The following is a 20,566-nucleotide window of genomic DNA, read 5'->3' as shown; positions in this document are numbered from 1 at the left end:
TGATGAAAGACCCGCGCCGCAACCTCGACCGCATTCCCAAAGAAAATATGACAGCCTATGAGCGCTGGGAATTGCCGCTGCTGGATGCCAAAGGCAATGAGGTCGCTCGGGAAGAAGAGCGCAACGTCAAACCCCTGACGGCGGCGGATATCGAAAAGATTCGTCAGGAAGCCTACAAGGATGGCCAGGAAGAGGGTCACAAGGAAGGTTACGAAGCAGGCCACAAAGAGGGCCTGGAGAAGGGGCATCAGGAAGGCTTTGCCGCCGGTGAAAAAGAAGGTCGGGACCAGGGTGAGCAACAAGGCCTGGAAGAGACCCGTAAAGACGTAGAAGCTCGGCTGGAACGGCTTGAACAGGTCATGGGCGAGCTGCTGGTACCGATCCAGCGACACGAAGATGAGCTGGAAACCGCGCTGGTTAACCTGACCACGGTATTGTCCCGTGCGGTGCTTTACCGAGAACTATCACTGGATTCCTCACAGATTACAGCCGTGGTCAGAAAGGCCATGGCGTCGCTGCCCTCCACCAGCGAAAACGTCCGCATCCATATTCATCCCGACGACTACGATTACGTCAGCGAAGTGGCTGAACGATTCGAGGCCAAGGCGTCCGTGGTGGAAGACGCTGCCATCATGCGCGGTGGCTGCAAGCTTGAGACGCGCCACAGCCTGGTGGATTACACCATCGAAAAACGCTTTCAGAAAGCCGTTCAGGACATGCTCAGTGAAGAGCTGGATCAGGAGGCCGCGGGCGAAGGCGAACAGCTGGACGCCATGATGGACGACCTGACGGATTTCCATCGGGACGTCCTTGACACCGACAAGCCTGACGACGAACCGCATGAAGAAGACCCGGCTCAGGATGGCTCTGATCAGGCAAGAGGTGAGGGCGATGACATCCCTGGCTGAGCGCCTCAACAAGCTTCAGAACGGTCTGGCGTCCGAGCCGGAGCCGGAGCTGTCTGGCCGATTGACCCGGATGGTGGGGCTGACGCTTGAGTGCGTTGGCTGCCCTATGGTGGTCGGCGACCGCTGCGTGATTACTGGCCAGGGCGCCGGTACGGTGGAAGCAGAAGTTGTCGGTTTCGAAGACGAACGCGTCTATCTGATGCCTCTGACAGCTATTGAAGGCCTTCGTCCCGGTGCCCGCGTGGTGCCTCTATCGGCTGCGAGTCGTGTGCCCGTGGGTCCGGAATTGCTGGGGCGTGTGGTCAATGGCAACGGCGAGCCACTGGATGGCAAAGGGCCTCTGCAGACCGAAAAAAGGGTCGCCCTCACCGGAGACATTATCAATCCACTGGATCGGGCGCCGGTCCGTCAGTCCATGGATGTTGGCATCCGTGCCATTAACTCACTGATGACGGTGGGTCAGGGGCAGCGCCTGGGTCTTTTTGCTGGCAGCGGTGTTGGTAAGAGTGTGCTGCTCGGCATGATGACCCGATTTACCGACGCAGACATCACCGTGGTTGGTCTGATCGGCGAACGGGGCCGTGAAGTCAAAGAATTTATCGAAGACATTCTGGGCGATGAAGGCCTGGCGCGTTCGGTGGTCGTAGCCTCCCCGGCAGACGATTCGCCTTTGATGAGGCTCCGGGCGGCGATGCTGACAACCCGAATTGCTGAATACTACCGCGATCAGGGCAAACGAGTGCTGTTACTGATGGACTCTCTGACTCGTTACGCCCAGGCTCAGCGAGAAATTGCCCTGGCAGTGGGCGAGCCCCCCGCTACCAAGGGTTATCCGCCCTCGGTGTTTGCAAAATTACCGCAACTGGTGGAACGAACCGGCAACGGGCGGCCAGGCGGTGGTTCCATTACTGCGTTTTATACCGTACTGACGGAAGGCGACGACCAGCAGGATCCCATTGCCGATGCCACGCGGGCCATACTGGATGGTCATATTGTCTTGTCCCGTCGTCTTGCAGAGGAAGGTCACTACCCTGCGATCGACGTGGAGGCTTCGATCAGCCGGGTAATGCCTCAGGTGACAAAACCCGATCATTTTGCTCGCGCTCAGCGCTTCAAACAGGTTTATTCCCGTTACCAGCAAGCCCGAGATCTGATCAGTGTGGGCGCTTATGTAAAAGGGTCTGATCCCGAGACCGACTTCGCTATCGCCCATATCGCCAATATGCGCCAGTTCCTGCAACAGGGCCTTAACGACAGTGCCACGCTGGACGAGAGCGTTCAGCAATTGATGTCAGTAGTGCCTGAGCGGCGTTCGGCAGACCGCCCCAAATCGCCTCCCAGCTCCGCCAGTGAGGCAAGCTGATGCTTCGCTCAGAGCGCTTGAAAGTGGTGCTTCAGCTGGAGGAGCAGAGGGAACATCGGGCTCTGGAGAAAATGGCTGAGGCCCAGCAGGCCCATGAATCCCAGCGGCAGCAGATTGAGAACCTGGAGCGTTATCAACAGGAATACCGAGAACAGATACGCGCCAGCCAGCACGGCGTTGTTGCCGTTTCGCGCCTGCAGGCCTGGCAGGCGTTTATTGGGCAGCTGGATCAGGTGATTGCACAACAGCAGACGGTACTGGAAAAGGCTCAGGCCCGATTGGATGCGTGTCGGCAGGAATGGCAAAAAGCCTGGGAGCGCCGACGGGGCATGGAGAAATACATTGAAACCTGTCGCCGACAGGAGCAACAGGAAATGGATGCCCGGGAACAGAAACTGGCGGACGAAGCTGCCAACCGAATTTTTCAGCGCCGGCGTTACTAGCGAGTCGCTTTCGTATCCAGATGCAAAATTACACCTTTCGTCTATGCTTTAATCCAGAAGTTTGTCGCGCTTTTCGCTCACCCTGCTTGTTTTTTACGGAGGCTTCTGGATGCCAATTCGGACACATCGCAGCGATGATGGTCAGACCCTGACCATTCAGATCGAAGGGCGATTTGATTTCAGTACGCATCAGGCATTCCGCAATGCCTATGAGCACGAGGATCGCGAGGTCAGCAACTTCGTTGTCGACCTTTCGCAGACAACGTACCTCGATAGCTCTGCGTTGGGCATGCTTCTTTTACTGCGGGATTTCGCCGGTGGCGACAGAGCACGTATTCAGCTGAAACACTGCAACAATGACGTTCGCCGAATACTGACCATTTCCAACTTTGAGCAGTTATTCTCGATTCAATGAAGGTCTCCGCCGATCACGTGGACGCCTCGGCATTACGGATTCTGATTGCTGATGACAGCGACAGTGACCGCTTGATACTAAAGACCCTTCTCAAGCGCCTTGGTCATGAGGTTAGGGCGGCGAGTGACGGAAGAGAGGCGGTCACCGTTTTCCCAGATTACCAACCGGATATTGTGCTTCTGGATGTGTTGATGCCGGTGATGGACGGCATTGATGCAGCCCGCCGCATCAAGGAAATGGCGGGTGAGGAGTTGGTGCCCGTCATCTTTCTGACCTCTTTGACGGACGCTGACGCTCTCGCCCATTGCCTGGATGCTGGCGGTGACGACTTCCTTACCAAGCCCTACAACAAAGTAATTATCCAGGCGAAGCTGGGTGCTTTCAACAGAATGCGCCAGATGCATCGCACTCTGAGCCGTCAGCGGGATCTGATCCAGGATCGCAACCGACAGTTGCTTGAGGAGCAACAGTTGGCCAAGCGGGTATTCGATAATATTGCGCATACCGGTTGCCTTGATGCCGACAATATCCGCTACCACATTTCGCCTTTGTCGATATTTAACGGCGACATATTGTTTGCCTGTCCCCGTCCTGCCGGCGGTATGCATATTCTGGTTGGTGATTTTACCGGGCATGGTCTGCCTGCCGCGATTGGCGCTTTGCCGATAGCAGAAATTTTCTATGGCATGACGACCATGGGGTTCAGCGGCAGTGATTTGCTAAGAGAAATCAACGACAAGCTCGTTCGTATTCTGCCCACCGGTATGTTTTGCTGCGCAGCCCTGATTCAGGCGGATTTCCACTTGAACCAGTTGCGAATATGGAACGGTGGGCTTCCGGATGGCGTCTTAATAAGGAGAGACGGTACGAAAGAGTTTCTGGAATCGAAGTACCTCCCGCTTGGGGTTCTGAGTTCGGGACGGTTTGATGCCAGTATGGAGGTGTTTCATACCAGTGCTGGAGACATGCTGTTGATGATGACAGACGGTGTGTTGGAGGCCGAAAACCAGAATTCTGAACAGTATGGCGGAGCCCGGTTGAAACAGGCTCTGGACAATGCGTCTGCATCGGAACAGCTGATCGACGCGGTTTTAACGGATGTGGTTGCGTTTTGCGGGCATCGGAAAGGGCGGGATGATCTGACTCTGGTCTCTTTGAAGATGGTGGTGGATGCTGAGTTTCGTCAGCCCGCCGAGCAGTTGCCTCAGTCGGTTCTCAAGGGGCCGACGGATTGGCATTGCGTGTACGAGGTCCGGGACGAAACCCTGGGCAAATTCAGCCCTCTGCCGCTGCTTCTGCACATTTGTATGGAAGTGCCAGGGCTGCGCAGGAAAAGCGCTGATATCTACACGCTTTTGTCCGAGCTGTATAACAATGCGTTGGAACACGGAGTGCTGAAATTATCGTCGGACCTGAAAACCTCATCCGACGGATTCAGCTACTATTATTCCGAGAGGGAGCGCCGCCTGGGAAACGTGGACGGCCATTTTATCCGCTTCTCGCTTGCTCATCGAAAAACCGATGCCGGTGGGCAGCTCAGAATTATTTGCGAAGACAGTGGCGATGGGTTTGATCACACCACAGAGCTTGAGTCTCAGGCAACGGAAGCCCACTATAGTGGGAGAGGGTTGATGCTGATGCAAAAGCTCGGAAATTCATTGCGATATTCCGAGTATGGCAGCTGCGCTGAAATTGTTTATGATTGGGAGTTAGCCGAGCCCGTTCCCGAATAGGGAGCGCTAGTCCATAACCAGGGGTTAGTCATGAACGACAAACCGCACCTAGATGAAGAAGCTTTGACCGAGCTTCAAGACGTCATGGAAGAAGAATTCGCTGTTCTTATCAACACCTATCTGAAAGATTCTTCAGACAGGATCACCTACCTTAGAAATGCCATTGGCTCGGCCGACGCTGATGCTTTTGCCAAAACAGCACACAGCTTCAAAGGCAGCTCTATTAACATTGGTGCACCGAAGCTGGGTGATCTTTGCCTTGAAGCGGAGAATGCGGGTAAAGCCAATCGCCTCGGCGACGCGGCTAAAGTGGTTGACCAGATTGAAACGGAATTCCTGCGAATTCAAAAGACCCTCAAAGAATTTCTCTCCTGATCATAGCCGCTGAGACTATGGCACTGGTTTTGCTGAGTAACAGTAAAGCTGATTGATTTTGCGAATCGGCGCTTGTTTTCCAGCAAAAGCGGCAAGAGGTTGCCATGTCACAGATGGTTCTCCCCCAGAATTTATCAAACAATCAGGCCCCAGAGGCCAAGAACTCTCCCGCATCAGCTTCGACAGCGACAGAGAAGTCTGGTGACAGCCGGTTCGATCAGGTATCCCGCTCTGAGCAGCAGCGCCTGGAGGCAAAACGTGCCGAGAAGACCGAACGCGCCGAGAAAGCCGAACGCGCGGAGGCGGCCCGCGATAAAAAAGTGGATGGCGGCAAAGAGCGGTCGGCCAAGGCGGAAACAGGCAGCCGTGAGGAAACCAGTAAACCCCGGGACAAAGACAAAGAAGTTGATTCCGAGTCAAGAACAGAAAAAAACGCACCAGCGGCAAAAGAGTCGACCTCGAAAGACGAAGGGCAATCGGTTGCCGTATCTGAAGATGGTGCTCGGCAATCACAAGCGTTGGATTCTGAGAGCGTACTGTTCAAACTCGGCGAAACGACTGAAAAAACCGCTTCCGAAACTGTCGATGTGGAGTCGGTTCCCGTCACGTTTGCCGGTCTTCAATCCCTGGTTAGCCTGAATCAGGGATCTGGGGCTTCCTCTTCGGGGACAGCCCTGCCTGGCGCGGGCCAAAATGCTTCTGTGATGCAAGGGTCGACACTGCAGGGCGCGATGATGGCGAATATGACCATGAACGGAAACGGCAAATCAGGCGCTTTGCCGGGCCAGTCGCCAGGCCAGAAGACGTCAACGACCGGAGTGGCGCTGGCTGAATCACTGTTGGCTGGGGTGGGAGGCGACACTGCCAGCAAGGCTTCTGAAAACTCCATTCTGCAGAACGCGATTCGTTTCCAGGGCGCACTGGAATCTCTGACCAACCAGCCAAATTCGGTCAATGCCCCTAGGATGTCACCCGAAGCGGCTGTGATGCGCGGCTATGCGACGTCTATTGATGTGCCCGTCAGCCACGCGGAGTGGGGCGACAAGATGGCCGGCAAACTTACCTTCCTGACCGCCAGAAACATGTCAGTGGCGGAAATTCACCTGACGCCACCTGATATGGGACCGATGGAGGTTCGTGTGCAGGTGCAGCAGGATCAGGCCAATATTACGGTGCATTCCGCCAACCCGGTGGTAAGAGATCAACTGGAACTGCACAGCCACAGGCTGCGGGATATGCTCAACGAGCAAGGATTTTCGCTAGAGAAGTTCGATGTGTCTGACTCCGGAAGCCAACAGGCGGGCCAGGGCGAGTCTGGTGGTGGCGGTGATACCGGCGAGGGATTGATGGCAGATTCCGATACTGATGAAGCCGGCGCAGAGCCACAGTCTCTGGATCTTACCTGGAACGGGCAAGTGGATACCTTTGCCTGATCTGCTTTTCTTCTGCCTGCCTTTCGATGGATGTTCAAGAGTCTTTGCCGATCCCCCTTACCAACGCTAAACTGCTGTTCTGGTAAGGGGGATTTGCCATTCTGGCCCGCCCTTTGCTTCTAATCCTCTAAACCTGACCGTTTCGACGGAATTCTGGCAGACAAAGGTTATGGCTGAAGACAACGCAACCGCAGAAGCACCGCCCAAGAAAAAGGGCAAGCTCAAGTTAATTCTGATACTGACTTTCCTGGTCATGCTGGCTATTGGCCTGTCCGTTGTGGGCACGCTCTGGTTTATTGGCGCTGATATTCCAGGTTTTAGCAGCGAGGAATCATCGCCGGAGGAAGTGGAAGATGTCTTCGTGCCGAGCGGTTACACCGTGATCGAAAAAGCCCTGGTTACCACGGTGCAGGCCGAAGGGCGTCAGCGATACGCCCAGATATATCTCGCGCTGGAGGCAAAAGACCAGAATGCGCTTGCCGCTGCCCAATTGCACATGCCGTTGTTGCGCAGCCAGTTAATTGGCGTTCTGGCGGGGAAGGACTTTATGGAATTGCAGACTCCCGAGGGCCGTAAAAAGCTGGCGGAAGATATGCTGGTGGCTGCGAATTCGGTGCTGGAGCAGGAAGGGGAACCCCCGCTGCAGAAAGTATTGTTCAGGAACTTTGTCGTTCAATAGGCTGGTATAAGTATGCAGGACTTACTGTCACAGGACGAGATCGATGCGCTGCTCCATGGGGTGGATGATGGTGATATTGATACCGAGGAGGAAACTGACAGCGAAGGTATAAAATCATACGACCTCGCCAGTCAGGACCGGATCGTCCGTGGCCGGATGCCGACGCTCGAGATGATCAACGAGCGCTTTGCCCGCTATACCCGTATCAGCCTGTTCAACCTCTTGCGCCGAAATGCTGACGTCTCTACGGGCGGCATTCAGATCATGAAATTTGGTGAGTACATTCACACCCTGTATGTACCGACCAGCCTCAACTTGACCAAAGTCCGGCCGCTGCGCGGTACGTCGCTGTTTGTGCTGGATGCAAAGCTGGTGTTCAAGCTGGTGGATAACTTCTTTGGCGGTGAAGGTCGTCACGCCAAGATTGAAGGTCGTGAGTTTACACCCACAGAGACCCGCATTGTGCAGATGGTACTGGACCAGGTATTTCACGACATGAAAGAGGCGTGGCAGGCGGTTCTCAAAGTGGACTTCGAGTACCTCAGCTCGGAGGTCAACCCGTCGATGGCCAACATTGTCAGCCCCAGTGAGGTGGTCGTGGTCAGCACCTTCCACATTGAACTCGATGGTGGCGGTGGTGAACTGCATATGGCCATGCCCTATTCGATGATTGAGCCGGTGCGGGATGTCCTGGATGCGGGGGTACAGAGTGACATTGATGACGTGGACGAGCGCTGGGTAAACGCGCTTCAGGAAGACATCAAAGATGTCTATGTGCCGATCAATGCAACGGTTTGCCGTCGCCGCATTTCCCTGCGGGATGTGGCCAACCTGAAGGACGGCGACATTATTCCTGTCGAAATTCCGGAGACTTTGACTCTGACGGCCAACGGTATTCCGGTCTATAACGCCTCGCTTGGCACCCGCGACGGGAAACTGGCTATGAGAATCAAGGATCGGGCATCAAGGCCCAAGGTCAAAAAACAACTGAAGGTGGGACGCAATGGCTGACGACGACAAGAAAGACGAGCAGGAGCTCAGCGAAGACGAAAAGCTTGCCGCCGAGTGGGAATCCGCCATGGAAGAGTCTGGTGATGGCGAGGATGATTCCGACAGTGGTGACCGGGACGACGAGTGGGCCGCCGCCATGGAAGAGTCGGGCGACACCGAAGACAAAGACGAAGACGATCAGGGCGAAGAGGACGACGTGCGGGCTGCCCCGATGGAAGAGTTTCCAGAGGGTAGCAAGATCGCTCAGGGGGACGGCCCGGCTCCGGACCTTGACGTTATTATGGATATCCCGGTCACCATTTCGATGGAAGTGGGCAACACCCAGATTCCGATCCGTAATTTGCTTCAGTTGAATCAGGGTTCGGTGATCGAGCTGGACAGGCTGGCAGGCGAACCACTGGATGTGCTGGTTAATGGCACGCTCATTGCGCATGGCGAAGTGGTGATGGTGAACGAGAAGTTCGGCATTCGTCTGACCGACGTTATCAGCCCGGGCGAGCGCATCAAACGGTTGCAGAAATAACATGGCAGCTGAACAGGAAACGGCAGCCGCAGCCGCAAATACCGCAGCGAGTTCAGGTAGCGCACCTGATACGCTGATGACCATGCTGTCACTGGGTGTTGGTCTGCTTGCGGTGATCGCTATTATTTTTGGCTGCGCCTGGATTGTACGCCGCATGAGCGGCATGACAGGTGGCAACACCCGCGCCATGAAAGTCGTGTCTGTAATGCCAATGGGTACTCGCGAGCGTATCGCGCTGATCGAGGTAGGCGACAAACAGATTCTGGTCGGCGTAACCCCTCAGGCGATTCGCACTCTCCATGTATTCGATGAACCTGTTGTGTCGGCCAGTGAGCCTGTGTCTGGCGATTTCGCCCGGAAACTCCAGGGCATGATTGGTCGCAATTGGGGCTCCGGCAGGGATGGTTCCTGATATGACGTTCCGACTATCAGGGAAAAGTGTGTCCCTGCTGTCTTTGATTCTCCTTGTTTTATTTGCGCCTTCCGCGATGGCAGACATTCCGGGAATTCCCGCGTTTACGGTAACGCCGGGAGAGGAAGAAGGCGTGCAGGATTACTCGGTGTCCCTGCAGATCCTGGCGTTCATGACGGCGCTGACGTTCCTGCCGGCGATGTTGATGATGATGACCTCCTTTACTCGCATCATCGTCGTGTTCGCCATACTCCGGCAGGCTATAGGCCTGCAGTCCACGCCGTCCAACCAGATTCTTTTGGGCCTGGCGTTGTTCCTGACCATTTTCATCATGAAACCGGTGCTGGAGGAGGTAAACACGGCGGCCCTGCAGCCTTACATTCAGGAGGAAATCACCTCAATGGAAGCGCTGGAACAGGCCAGCCAGCCATTTCGTAAATTCATGATGGCCCAGACCCGTGAGAGTGACCTGGCACTGTTTATGCGCATTGCAGACGAGCAGTATGCGACGCCAGAGGATGTGTCCTTCTGGGTCTTGATGCCCGCGTTTGTGACCAGTGAGCTGAAAACCGCCTTTCAAATCGGTTTTATTCTTTTCATACCATTCTTGATCATCGATATGGTGGTGGCGAGTGTACTGATGGCGATGGGTATGATGATGCTGTCACCCATTATTATTTCGCTGCCGTTTAAAATCATGCTGTTTGTTCTGGTGGATGGCTGGTCCCTGATCATGGGAACGCTGGCTGCCAGTTACGGGATATAGAGGCGTGACAACATGACTCCGGAAACCGTTATCGATATTCTGCGTGAGGCTCTGTGGATGATTGTTCTGCTGGCCAGCCTGATCATTGGTCCTGGTCTGGTCATTGGTTTGGTGGTCAGCACCTTTCAGGCCGCCACCCAGATCAACGAGCAAACACTGAGCTTTCTTCCCAGACTGCTGATTACCCTGATCACTATCATTGTGGCCGGCCCCTGGATGCTGACCCAGCTCACCGATCACGCGGAGCGATTAATTTCCAGCGTTCCCTACCTGATCGGCTGATCGGCGATGCCAACGGAAATCAGCGTTGACCTGATCAGCCAATGGATTGGTCAGCACCTCTGGCCGCTGTTCCGGCTGGCCAGTTTCATGATGGTGATTCCTTTTATCGGCACCAACCTGGTACCGGCCCGGATTCGTCTTGGGTTGGCGTTACTGATCACCGTTCTGGTAGTACCCATGATCCCACCGGTACCGCAGGTAGACGCCTTGAGCGCCGATGCCGTGGTGATTACCTTGCAGCAGATTCTGATCGGCGTCGGCATGGGCTTTGCCCTGACGGCCCTGTTCCAGCTATTTGTTATTGCCGGACAGATGATCGCGATGCAGATGGGGTTGGGCTTTGCTTCGATGGTCGACCCTGCAAACGGCGTTAATGTGCCAGTCCTGGCGCAGATCTACAGCATTACAATCACCCTGCTGTACCTGGCCATGAACGGCCATCTGGTGGCATTCGATGTGTTCATCGAAAGTTTTCATACCCTGCCGATTGGTCTGGAGGGTTTGGGGCAGGCGGGTGTCTGGTCACTGGCCCATCGAATTTCCTGGATGTTTGCCGCCGCCATGCTGCTGGCGCTGCCGGCTGTAACCGCAGTGTTCATCGTCAACATCTCATTCGGCGTGATGACCCGCGCCGCGCCACAAATGAACATTTTTGCCCTGGGCTTTCCAATTGGCCTGATTTTTGGATTGTTTGCCATATGGGTGTTGCACGCCAATTTTCTGCCACATTTCGAGCAGTATTCCCGGGCAACCTTTGAATTCATGCGCCAGCTACAGGGCCAGCCCTAGGATTTTTACATGGCTGAAGAGAACGACAACAGTCAGGAAAAAACCGAAGAGGCCACCCCCCGACGACTCGAGAAAGCACGGGAGGATGGCCAGACAGCGCGATCCAAAGAGCTGGCGACCATGGCGGTTCTGCTTGCCGGCGCGGGTGGCTTGCTGATGTTCGGCTCGGCCATGGGCGCGTCCCTGGCGGATATCATGCGGGACAGCTTCGTGCTGGAACGCTCTGCCATCTTCGATACACGTCACATGACGGTTCAACTTCTTGCGTCTGCCAAAGAGGCCACCTGGGCCACTGCGCCGCTACTCATTCTGATGCTGGTGGCCGCTATTGCAGGTTCCATTGGTATTGGCGGCTTGTTGATCAGTGGCAAGGCCGTTGCACCCAAGCTCAACCGTATGGATCCGATCAAGGGGCTGGGCCGGATGTTCTCCATGCGGTCGTTGATCGAGCTGGTCAAAGCCATCCTTAAGGTGGGGCTGGTTTTGGCCGTTGCCATCCTGATCCTCAATCTGAGAACCGATGACCTGCTGAGTATCTCTGAGGAACCCGCTCAATCGGCTATGGAACATGTGGTGTGGACGCTGGGGTGGAGTTTCCTGGTTCTGGCCTGCGCCACGATCGTGATCGCTGCCATCGATGTGCCTTTCCAGATCTTTGACCATCAGAAAAAGCTGCGGATGACGAAGCAGGAGGTCAAAGACGAATTCAAGGACACGGAAGGCAAGCCCGAGGTCAAAGGCAAGATTCGCCAGCTTCAACGTGAAATGGCCCAGCGTCGCATGATGCAGGAAGTACCCGGCGCGGATGTGGTGATCACCAACCCGACCCACTATGCGGTGGCATTGAAATACGATCAGAAGAAAATGGCGGCGCCGATTGTGGTGGCCAAGGGCACTGACGAAACGGCCTTCAAGATCATGGAAATTGCCCGGGAGCATAAGGTTGAGTTGATGCGTACGCCGCCGCTGACTCGGGCTGTGTACCACAATACGGAGCTGGGCGGCGAAATCCCCGATGGACTGTATATGGCCATCGCCCAGGTTCTGGCCTATGTGTTCCAGCTGCGACAGTTCCGCAAAGGGCGGGGCGACAAGCCTCACGTTCCGGATTTCCCCATTCCCTCTGAGCTGCGGCGCGATTCTTGATTTGGGAGTTGCGCTCTTGAATGCCTAGCCTGCTGGTATGGCGGGTGTGCGGTTTTGGGGAGGCGCTTCCAAAACACGCTCCTTCGGCTCAAACGCTCAAGCCGGAAGGCTACCCAGAGAGCTAACTCCGAGACTCAATAATCCGAATCATTGGGTCACGGCGACTCTCAGGAATCGGCAAGGTGCCGTAGAAATCCCGGGGGTTGTGGACGGTCACCGACGGGAAACCGCACTGGACCATGTGATCGTGAGCCTGAGTGTCGTTCTGAAAGTGAAAGCTGACGTCGCTGCGGGTGACCGAACCGAGTAGGCCGCCGAGGGATTTGAGGGTGCCGCTCAGCAGGGCCTGCTTGGGCATAAAGTAGCTTTCGGCCAGATAGACCGCCCCTGGTCGTTCGGAGAGTTTGCTGGCCAGGCGCTGCCAAAAGACCGTCATCGTCTCCAGAGAGAAATAGCTGGTCAGCCCTTCCGTGATCACAATGACCGGTTCCCGATTATCGAAGGTTCGATCAATCACCGTTTCCAGGCTCCGATCACCGTCTTCGGCGAGGATATCGATGGGCATCACCTGATGGTTTGGGCCCAGATGGCCGGAGATCATCAGGCGAGCCGCTTTCCGTGACGCCATATCCGGCAGATCGGCTTCGGCCATGTGGATTTGCGGGTGCTGTTGCCGCAGCCGCAGGCCTCGTGGCGACATGCCGCAGGCGATTTCCAGCACCTGGGTGACGCCGCGCTCGATGGCCTGTTCGATCAGGTGATCGATGATCAGGTGCCGCTGCAGAAGAAAAGTGCGGATGTTGCCGCCGACAATGGCTTTGCTGGCGGCTTCAAACGGCGTCATCAAATGATACAGCCATCTACCCTGATCGGTGGCCAGGATATCGTCCGACAGGCCATACCGGTGCCAGACGGCACCGGTATACAGCGCGGTGAAGCTGATGCCGGTGCTGTCTTTAACCGTTGGTTGCTTCATCGGTGTTTCCCCAGGCTTCGCCTTTGCCCGGCAGGATCAGGTTCAGGACGATGGCCGCTACTGCGCACAGCGCGATGCCTTCCATCTGTCCCAACGCCATGCCGCCAATGCCGAATACCAGCGTGATGGCCACAATTACCAGGTTTCGAGCCTGCGACAGGTCCACCTGATGACGGATCAGGGTATTCAGGCCGACCACCGCAATAGAGCCAAACAGCAGGCACAGAATGCCGCCCATGACCGGCACCGGAATGGTTTGCAATGCCGCGCCGAACTTGCCGACGAAGGCCAGCACGATGGCGATGCCCGCGGCCCAGATCATGACTCGTGGGTTGAAGTTACGTGTCAGCACCACAGCGCCAGTCACCTCCGAATAGGTGGTATTTGGCGGCCCGCCGAAAGCAGCTGCGGCGCTGGTGGCCAGGCCGTCACCCAGCAATGTGCGGTGCAGGCCCGGCTTCTTGAGATAGTCTTTGTGGGTGACGTTGCCAATGGCCAGGATGTCGCCGATGTGTTCAATGGCGGGCGCGATAGCCACCGGCACCATGAACAGGATGGCGCTCATACTGAAGGCCGGCGCGACAAAGTTGGGAATGGCAAACCAGGCGGCTTCCGTGATCGGGGTCAGATCCACGATGCCCATAACCGCCGATATAACGTAACCCACCACGATGCCGAACATGATCGGGATCAGCCGGAAGATGCCCTTCGCCCAGACTGACATCACGACCGTTACCACCAGTGAAATCATCGCGATCCAGATTGCCGTGTCGTAGGGAATGAGCTGATTGGCGCCGTCGCCTGTGCGGCCAGAAGCCATGTGTACTGCAACCGGCGCCAGGCTAAGCCCGATAACCATGATGACCGGGCCAATCACCACTGGCGGCAGAAGCCGGGTAATGAAACCGGTGCCCTTGGCGCGAACGGCGGCACTTAAAGCCACGTACAGAACGCCTGCCGCCAGCAGGCCACCCAGGGTTTCTTCCAGTCCGAAACGGCCTTTCGCGGCAATGATGGGTGCGATAAACGCGAACGAGGACGCGAGGAAGATCGGAATCTGGCCACCCGTCACTATATGAAAAATCAGAGTGCCAATGCCCGCAGTAAACAAGGCCACGTTCGGATCCAGGCCGGTGATCAGAGGCATCAATACCAGGGCGCCAAACGCCACCAGCAACATTTGTGAGCCAGCGATCGCCTGTTTCCAGATCGGGTCGTTGGTGTGGTCTTGCATGGTTATACGTCCTTTTGTTTAGTGCCGAATATTTTGTCGCCTGCGTCGCCCAGGCCCGGAAGAATGTAGCCTTTGTCGTTCAGGCCGTCGTCGATGGATGCGGTGTAGATAGACACGTCGGGATGTTTCGCCAGAACCTTCTCCACGCCTTCCGGAGCGGCCACCAGAATCAGCGCTCGGATTTCGGTACTGCCTGCTTTCTTCAATAGATCGATGGTCGAAATCAGTGAGCCGCCTGTCGCCAACATGGGATCGACGATCATGGACATACGCTGGTCCAGTTCGCCCACGAGTTTTTCAAAGTAGGTGCTGGCTTCCAGGGTTTCTTCATTACGAACCTGACCAACAACACTGACTCTGGCCCCAGGAATCAGGCTCAGGACGCCATCCAGCATGCCCAGGCCTGCGCGCAGGATGGGAACAATCGTGATTTTCTTTCCTTGAATCTGCTCGATGGTCACGGGGCCGGCCCAACCGTCAATGGTTTTTTCCTGCAGTGAAAAATCCTTGGTGGCCTCGTAGGTGAGCAGTGCGCCTACTTCCTGCGCCAGCTCCCGGAAATTCTTGGTGCTGATGCCTGCGCGTCTCATCAGGCCGAGTTTATGGCGGATCAGCGGATGTTCTACCTCGTGAATTGGCATGGCGGGATCCCTTCTGTCTGTCGCAAAGCGTTATCTGTCGCAAAACCGCAAGGATACCGTATCTGACAGGAGGCGTCAGGCGAGGCCGAAAGAAATCGGTTCAGTACTGGTACGGATATTGCGAAGACAGGGTTATGTGTAGGTGTGGCGTCAAAAAAACGACCACATCCAATTGCAACTGACTGTTTCTCGGAGAATAAGACGGCATGGACCGAGCGCTTGTCCTCGATAATGTCAAATCCCTGACGCGGGGTAACGTCGGCGTTCCTGTAATGCTGATGGGCTTGCTGGGCATGATGATTCTTCCCATGCCGACTTTCCTGTTGGACGTGTTTTTCACGTTCAATATCACCCTGTCCATTGTGATTCTTCTGGTGTGTGTCTACGCACTGCGGCCTATGGAATTTGCTTCTTTCCCCACGGTGCTGCTTGTGGCGACACTGCTCAGATTGGCCTTGAACGTGGCATCTACACGGATTGTGCTTTTGAATGGCCATGAAGGTGGCGATGCCGCTGGTAAGGTTATTGAGTCTTTCGGTGCCGTGCTGATCGGCGGCAATTACGCCGTTGGCCTGGTGGTCTTTGCCATTCTGATGATTATCAACTTTCTCGTCGTCACCAAAGGCGCAGGCCGGGTATCAGAGGTCAGTGCGCGTTTTACCCTGGATGCGATGCCAGGCAAACAGATGGCCATTGACGCGGACCTGAATGCTGGCCTGATCAATCAGGAGGAAGCCAAGGCCCGTCGTTCCGAAATTGCCCAGGAAGCGGATTTCTACGGCTCCATGGACGGTGCCAGTAAGTTTGTGAAAGGTGATGCGATTGCCGGCCTGTTGATTCTGGCGATTAACATCATCGGTGGTGTGGCCATCGGCATGATCCAGCATGGCCTGGATTTTGGGACCGCGATGCAGAACTACGCCCTGCTGACCATTGGTGATGGTCTGGTTGCTCAGATTCCTTCGCTGCTGCTGTCTACCTCTGCGGCCATCATGGTGACCCGTGTGACTTCCAGCCAGGACATGGGCGGCCAGATTCTGGAACAGATGTTCAATGCGCCAAAGGCGCTGGGCATTGCAGCCGCCATTCTGATTATTCTGGGTTTGATCCCCGGGATGCCGCACGTGGCGTTCTTGGGGCTGGGGTCCATCGCGGGCGGTATTGCCTGGTACATCTGGAATCATGAACGACAGACCGTGGAAGAGGATAGCGTTTTCCCGGCCCGTGGCGGCGCACCTCGTGGCGGCGGACGGGAAATTCCAGCAGGTGGTGAAACCACGGAGCAGGGCGCCCAGCTTCCACCCCCTGGCGAAACTCGGGAATTGGGTTGGGACGACGTTGCCACTGTGGACATCGTCGGGCTGGAAGTGGGGTACCGGTTGATTCCCCTGGTGGACAAATCCCAGGGTGGGCAGTTGCTCAGCCGCATAAAAGGTGTTCGTAAAAAGCTCTCCCAGGATCTGGGCTTTTTGATGCCGTCGGTTCATATTCGCGACAACCTGGACCTGATGCCGAATGTCTATCGCATCACTTTAATGGGCGTCACGATTGCAGAGGCCGAGATTCATCCTGATCGGGAGCTGGCCATCGATCCGGGTCAGGTATTCGGGAAAATTGAAGGAATCGAAGGTAAGGACCCCGCGTTTGGTCTGGACGCCAGCTGGATCGAGCCCGACAAAAAAGACCAGGCTCAGACTCTGGGCTACACCGTGGTGGATGCCAGCACGGTCGTTGCGACCCACCTGAACCAGATTCTGCAGAAACACGCCCATGAATTGCTTGGGCACGAGGAAGTCCAGAAATGGCTGGATCAGCTCGAAAAAATGTCTCCCAAGCTGGCCGAAGAGCTGGTGCCCACCACCGTTTCCATCAGCCTGCTGTTGAAAGTGCTGCAGAACCTGCTGAAAGAGGAAGTGCCGATCCGGGATATGCGATCGATTGCCGAGGCGATCGTGAACGTGCATCCGAAGAGTCAGGACCCGAAAGTTCTGACCACCATGGCCCGTCAGGCGCTGCGGCGGATGATCATCCAGAGCATCTGTGGCAACGACAGTGAAATACCGGTGATCACGCTAGATCCGGATCTGGAACAGTTATTGCTGAAGTCGGTACAACAGAGTCAACAATCTGGCGGACAGGACGATATTGGCCTGGTGCTGGAGCCCAACATGGTTGAGAAGCTTCAGCGGTCCCTGAGGGACAGCGTCCAGCGACAGGAAATGCTGGGCAAACCGGCCATTTTGCTGGTGTCCGGACCTCTCAGGCCGGTGCTGGCAAGGTTTGCAAGTTATGGCGTAGAGCGCCTGCACGTTCTGTCCTACCAGGAGGTGCCTGATAACAAACAGATAACCATTGTGGCTTCCGTCGGCCAGTAAGGTCACGGCTCACATAGCGGCAGGCGAAGGATATCGCGGGCCCCGGAGGAAAGTTCATCATGAAAGTAAAACGGTTTTTCGCACAAAGCATGTCTGAGGCGCTGCGCCAGGTCCGCGAGCAGATGGGCGACGACGCGGTGATTCTTTCCAACCGTCGGGTCGATGGTGGTGTCGAAATTGTGACGGCTTTGGATTACGACGAAAACATGGCGCGTCAGCGTCTGGGTGACGCTGCTAAAGAAGCGACCAATGGATCCCGGTTGGCGGAATTGCAGGCCGAACAGCATCGTCAGCTGGAAGATGAATTGAATCGCTCCAGGGACCGGATTCGTGAAGTTCGCGAGACCCAGTCAGAAAAAGAGCGGGTGGAGCAACCGGCAGTGAGGCATCCCCAGAGTGCGCAGAACCGTTTTTCGGAGGCGGAGACGGACGCCTCCGATCCATTTTCCGAAAAGGCCTATTCGGGCGAGTTGGCGCAGATGCGGGCGGAGATCAGTTCACTTCGCGATATGATGAGCGCACAGCGCCATGAGGCTGCGGAAAAGCCGGCGAATAATGCGGTTCAGCAGCGACTGACCGAGCGGCTTCAGGAATTTGGGCTGGGTCTGGAACTGGCGGGAAGCCTGGCGCGGCGGCACCGGGAAGGTCGGCTGGAGGAAGGTTGGAAACAGTCCCTTAAAATGCTGTCAGCGGGTCTAAAAACCAATCGTGCAGAGTGGGGCGAAGCAGGTGGTGTTTATGCCCTGGTTGGCCCGACAGGTTCAGGCAAGACAACAACGATCGGCAAGCTGGCGGCGCATTACGTGCTTCAGCACGGCCCCGAATCCCTGGCGCTTGTGACTACCGATCGTTACCGCGTTGCGGCACACGAACAGTTGTTTGTATTCGGACGGATTCTGAACGTGCCTGTCCGGGTGGTTGATGAACGCCACTCTCTGGACGATATTCTGGATGACCTGTCTGATCGTCATCTGGTGTTGATTGACACGGCGGGGCTGACCAGCTCCGATAAAGGCTATGAAGAACAGCTCGATGAGCTGGCCAAGAGTCATCATCGTATACAGACGCATCTGGTTGCATCTGCGACCAGTCAGCCTCGGATCATGAAATCCGTCTGGCATTGCTATAAGATGGCAAATCTCTCTGGTTGTGTGGTCACCAAAACGGACGAGGCGTTGACCCTGGGAGAGGCTCTGGGGTTCGTCATGGAGACAGGTTTGCCGGTGGCTTACTACACTAATGGACAGAAAATCCCTGAGGATCTGCACCGAGCTGAGTCTGTCACGCTGGTGAGAATGGCTGTAGAAAGGCTGAAGCAGCTCCAGCAACAGAATGCCGTTGCAGTGTAGGAATACACTCTAAAAACAATGCAGAGCACTCGCTCAGGCGGGGCAAGAGAACAGAGTCAGTATGAGCAGACCACACCCGGTTCAGGTAATTGCGGTTTCAGGCGGAAAAGGGGGCGTTGGTAAGAGCAACGTGTCAGTCAATCTTGGCATTGCGCTGTCCCAGATGGGGCGTCGTGTGGTTCTGCTGGATGCAGACCTCGGCCTGGCCAACATTGACGTACTGCTTGGTATAACAGCCAATCGCAATATTCAGGATGTTATTTCCGGTGAGTGCGACCTGAGAGACGTGTTGGTGAACGGCCCCGGCGGCATCAAGATTGTGCCCGCATCATCCGGAACCCAGCGAATGACCCAGCTTTCCAATATGGAACATGCGGGTTTGATCAATGCGTTCAGCGAGCTGGGTGACCAGATTGACGTATTGATTGTGGACACTGCTGCCGGTATTTCAGAATCCGTTGTCAGTTTTCTTCGCGCGTCCCAGGAGCTGCTTCTGGTGGTGTGCGACGAACCTACCTCGATTACTGATGCCTACGCCCTGATCAAATTAATGAATCGGGATTACGGCACCAACCGATTCCGTATCCTTGCCAATCAGGTCCGAAATGAGCAGGAAGGTCGTCATCTGTTTGATAAATTAACGCGAGTAACCGAGCGGTTCCTGGATGTGGCGCTACAATATGTAGGAATAGTGCCGTATGACGAAGCGGTTAAAAAAGCAGTGCAAAGACAAAAAGCGGTTCTGGATGCATACCCACGGGCTAAGGCGTCTCTCGCAATCAAGGCGCTGGCTGAAAAAGTCGACAACTGGCCATTACCATCATCTCCCAGAGGACATCTGGAATTCTTTGTGGAGCGGCTCGTCGAAGTCTGATTTTGATCCTGTCATTGAGTAACCGGATACATGACATTGGCGAAAGAACTCGGAATTTATAAGAGAACCGGATCAGGCGGCGCTTCAGCACTGGTTGAGGAGCATGCCCCTCTGGTCAAGAAAATTGCACTTCACCTGATGGCGAGACTCCCTCCATCCGTTCAGCTGGAAGACCTCACGCAAGCTGGCATGATGGGGCTCCTGGAAGCGGCGCAACGCTACAGTTCGGACAAAGGCGCTACTTTCGAAACCTACGCTGGCATTCGAATTCGTGGCGCCATGGTGGATGAGATTCGCAAGGGCGACTGGGTTCCCAGGTCAGTTCACCGAAATGCTCGTCGTATTGCCCGAGCGATCAAAACAGTGGAAGACCGTCTGGGACGAGAAGCCCAGGATTGGGAAGTGGCGGAAGAGCTGGGTCTGGACATTAACGAATACTACGCCGGACTCAGTGATGCCAACAGTGGGCGGCTTTTTAGTCTGGATGAGCTTAATGATTCGGGTGAGCTGCCGATAGACCAAACAGACGCGGATGATAACCCTCTGGAAGATCTGGCATCAGACAGCTTCCGAAGCAGCCTGGTCGGTGCCATCGAGGAGCTGCCAGAGCGAGAAAAATTGGTTTTGAGTCTCTACTATCAGGAAGAGCTCAACCTGAAAGAAATCGGCGCTGTCCTGGGAGTGAGCGAGAGCCGGGTCAGCCAGATACACAGCCAGGCAGCACTTCGTTTAAGGGGTCGGCTGTCAGAATGGCATCAGTAACCGAAACAGCGGATTAATCAATGGCCTGCTAAACTGTAGGCCAACGACAAAGAATGAATTCTGGGCATTTCTAACTG

The 20,566-nt window shown here is 55.6% G+C and carries 22 protein-coding genes; 19 read left to right on the top strand and 3 right to left on the bottom strand.

Annotated features, from left to right (window positions below; translation table 11 throughout):
- The first annotated feature begins 2 nt into the window (after positions 1-2).
- From QLQ17_RS11780 to flhB, 15 genes are all read left to right on the top strand, one after another.
- Entirely contained in the window at positions 3-908 is a 906-nt protein-coding gene (locus QLQ17_RS11780) for a flagellar assembly protein FliH (RefSeq protein WP_283209771.1), read from the top strand.
- Entirely contained in the window at positions 892-2,271 is a 1,380-nt protein-coding gene (gene fliI / locus QLQ17_RS11775; protein WP_283209770.1) for a flagellar protein export ATPase FliI, read from the top strand. The genes QLQ17_RS11780 and fliI overlap by 17 nt, the downstream gene beginning before the upstream one ends.
- Positions 2,271-2,714 (top strand): flagellar export protein FliJ, encoded by a 444-nt coding sequence (fliJ, locus tag QLQ17_RS11770; protein WP_283209769.1) that lies wholly within the window; start codon positions 2,271-2,273, stop codon positions 2,712-2,714. Before fliI ends, fliJ begins: the two co-directional genes overlap by 1 nt.
- Positions 2,715-2,823: 109 nt before the next feature.
- A complete protein-coding gene (locus QLQ17_RS11765; protein WP_283209768.1) occupies positions 2,824-3,129 on the top strand; it encodes an STAS domain-containing protein in 306 nt (101 codons plus the stop codon).
- Positions 3,126-4,862: a SpoIIE family protein phosphatase gene (locus QLQ17_RS11760; RefSeq protein WP_283209767.1), complete on the top strand. Its 1,737-nt coding sequence runs from the start codon at positions 3,126-3,128 to the stop codon at positions 4,860-4,862. Before QLQ17_RS11765 ends, QLQ17_RS11760 begins: the two co-directional genes overlap by 4 nt.
- 30 nt (positions 4,863-4,892) lie before the next feature.
- Positions 4,893-5,237, top strand: coding sequence for an Hpt domain-containing protein (locus QLQ17_RS11755; protein ID WP_283209766.1), 345 nt, complete (start codon positions 4,893-4,895; stop codon positions 5,235-5,237).
- A 104-nt stretch (positions 5,238-5,341) separates the two neighbouring features.
- Positions 5,342-6,670 (top strand): flagellar hook-length control protein FliK, encoded by a 1,329-nt coding sequence (locus tag QLQ17_RS11750; RefSeq protein WP_283209765.1) that lies wholly within the window; start codon positions 5,342-5,344, stop codon positions 6,668-6,670.
- A 169-nt stretch (positions 6,671-6,839) separates the two neighbouring features.
- A complete protein-coding gene (locus tag QLQ17_RS11745; protein WP_283209764.1) occupies positions 6,840-7,349 on the top strand; it encodes a flagellar basal body-associated FliL family protein in 510 nt (169 codons plus the stop codon).
- Between the two features lie 12 nt (positions 7,350-7,361).
- Positions 7,362-8,360, top strand: a complete 999-nt coding sequence (fliM, locus tag QLQ17_RS11740) for a flagellar motor switch protein FliM (RefSeq protein WP_283209763.1) — start codon at positions 7,362-7,364, stop codon at positions 8,358-8,360.
- Entirely contained in the window at positions 8,353-8,883 is a 531-nt protein-coding gene (fliN, locus tag QLQ17_RS11735) for a flagellar motor switch protein FliN (RefSeq protein WP_283209762.1), read from the top strand. Before fliM ends, fliN begins: the two co-directional genes overlap by 8 nt.
- Before the next feature lies 1 nt (position 8,884).
- On the top strand, positions 8,885-9,295 hold the full coding sequence (gene fliO, locus QLQ17_RS11730) for a flagellar biosynthetic protein FliO (RefSeq protein ID WP_283209761.1): 411 nt from the start codon (positions 8,885-8,887) through the stop codon (positions 9,293-9,295).
- A gap of 1 nt (position 9,296) precedes the next feature.
- Positions 9,297-10,061: a flagellar type III secretion system pore protein FliP gene (fliP, locus tag QLQ17_RS11725; RefSeq protein WP_283209760.1), complete on the top strand. Its 765-nt coding sequence runs from the start codon at positions 9,297-9,299 to the stop codon at positions 10,059-10,061.
- Positions 10,062-10,073: 12 nt separating this feature from the next.
- Entirely contained in the window at positions 10,074-10,343 is a 270-nt protein-coding gene (fliQ, locus tag QLQ17_RS11720) for a flagellar biosynthesis protein FliQ (protein ID WP_283209759.1), read from the top strand.
- A 6-nt stretch (positions 10,344-10,349) separates the two neighbouring features.
- Positions 10,350-11,132, top strand: coding sequence for a flagellar biosynthetic protein FliR (fliR, locus tag QLQ17_RS11715; protein WP_283209758.1), 783 nt, complete (start codon positions 10,350-10,352; stop codon positions 11,130-11,132).
- Positions 11,133-11,141: 9 nt separating this feature from the next.
- Complete coding sequence (gene flhB, locus QLQ17_RS11710; RefSeq protein WP_283209757.1) at positions 11,142-12,278, top strand: flagellar biosynthesis protein FlhB; 1,137 nt, start codon at positions 11,142-11,144, stop codon at positions 12,276-12,278.
- 121 nt (positions 12,279-12,399) lie between these two features.
- On the opposite strand, the gene QLQ17_RS11705 is transcribed toward flhB, so the two are convergent.
- Genes QLQ17_RS11705 through upp form a run of 3 tightly spaced genes read right to left on the bottom strand, consistent with a single transcriptional unit; the run spans position 12,400 to position 15,129 of the window.
- A complete protein-coding gene (locus tag QLQ17_RS11705; protein WP_283209756.1) occupies positions 12,400-13,254 on the bottom strand; it encodes a class I SAM-dependent methyltransferase in 855 nt (284 codons plus the stop codon).
- Positions 13,235-14,488: a uracil-xanthine permease family protein gene (locus QLQ17_RS11700; RefSeq protein WP_283209755.1), complete on the bottom strand. Its 1,254-nt coding sequence runs from the start codon at positions 14,486-14,488 to the stop codon at positions 13,235-13,237. The genes QLQ17_RS11705 and QLQ17_RS11700 overlap by 20 nt, the downstream gene beginning before the upstream one ends.
- A 2-nt stretch (positions 14,489-14,490) precedes the next feature.
- Positions 14,491-15,129 carry a uracil phosphoribosyltransferase gene (gene upp / locus QLQ17_RS11695; protein ID WP_283209754.1) on the bottom strand — a complete coding sequence of 213 codons (639 nt, stop codon included), beginning with the start codon at positions 15,127-15,129 and terminating at the stop codon, positions 14,491-14,493.
- Positions 15,130-15,335: 206 nt separating this feature from the next.
- Between upp and flhA the strand changes: the two genes are divergently transcribed.
- From flhA to QLQ17_RS11675, 4 genes are all read left to right on the top strand, one after another.
- A complete protein-coding gene (gene flhA, locus QLQ17_RS11690) occupies positions 15,336-17,504 on the top strand; it encodes a flagellar biosynthesis protein FlhA (protein WP_283209753.1) in 2,169 nt (722 codons plus the stop codon).
- Positions 17,505-17,563: 59 nt separating this feature from the next.
- The gene (gene flhF / locus QLQ17_RS11685; RefSeq protein ID WP_283209752.1) at positions 17,564-18,853 is read left to right on the top strand and encodes a flagellar biosynthesis GTPase FlhF; all 1,290 of its coding nucleotides are present in this window, start codon (positions 17,564-17,566) and stop codon (positions 18,851-18,853) included.
- 61 nt (positions 18,854-18,914) lie between these two features.
- Positions 18,915-19,727 carry a MinD/ParA family protein gene (locus QLQ17_RS11680; protein ID WP_283209751.1) on the top strand — a complete coding sequence of 271 codons (813 nt, stop codon included), beginning with the start codon at positions 18,915-18,917 and terminating at the stop codon, positions 19,725-19,727.
- Between the two features lie 30 nt (positions 19,728-19,757).
- Positions 19,758-20,489, top strand: coding sequence for an RNA polymerase sigma factor FliA (locus tag QLQ17_RS11675; protein WP_283209750.1), 732 nt, complete (start codon positions 19,758-19,760; stop codon positions 20,487-20,489).
- Positions 20,490-20,566: the final 77 nt, after the last annotated feature.

Source organism: Marinobacter sp. CHS3-4, from assembly GCF_030053415.1.
Classification (GTDB): Bacteria; Pseudomonadota; Gammaproteobacteria; order Pseudomonadales; family Oleiphilaceae; genus Marinobacter.
The sequence above is the reverse complement of the archived record's forward strand: the minus strand, read 5'-3'. Positions and strand labels throughout refer to the sequence as shown.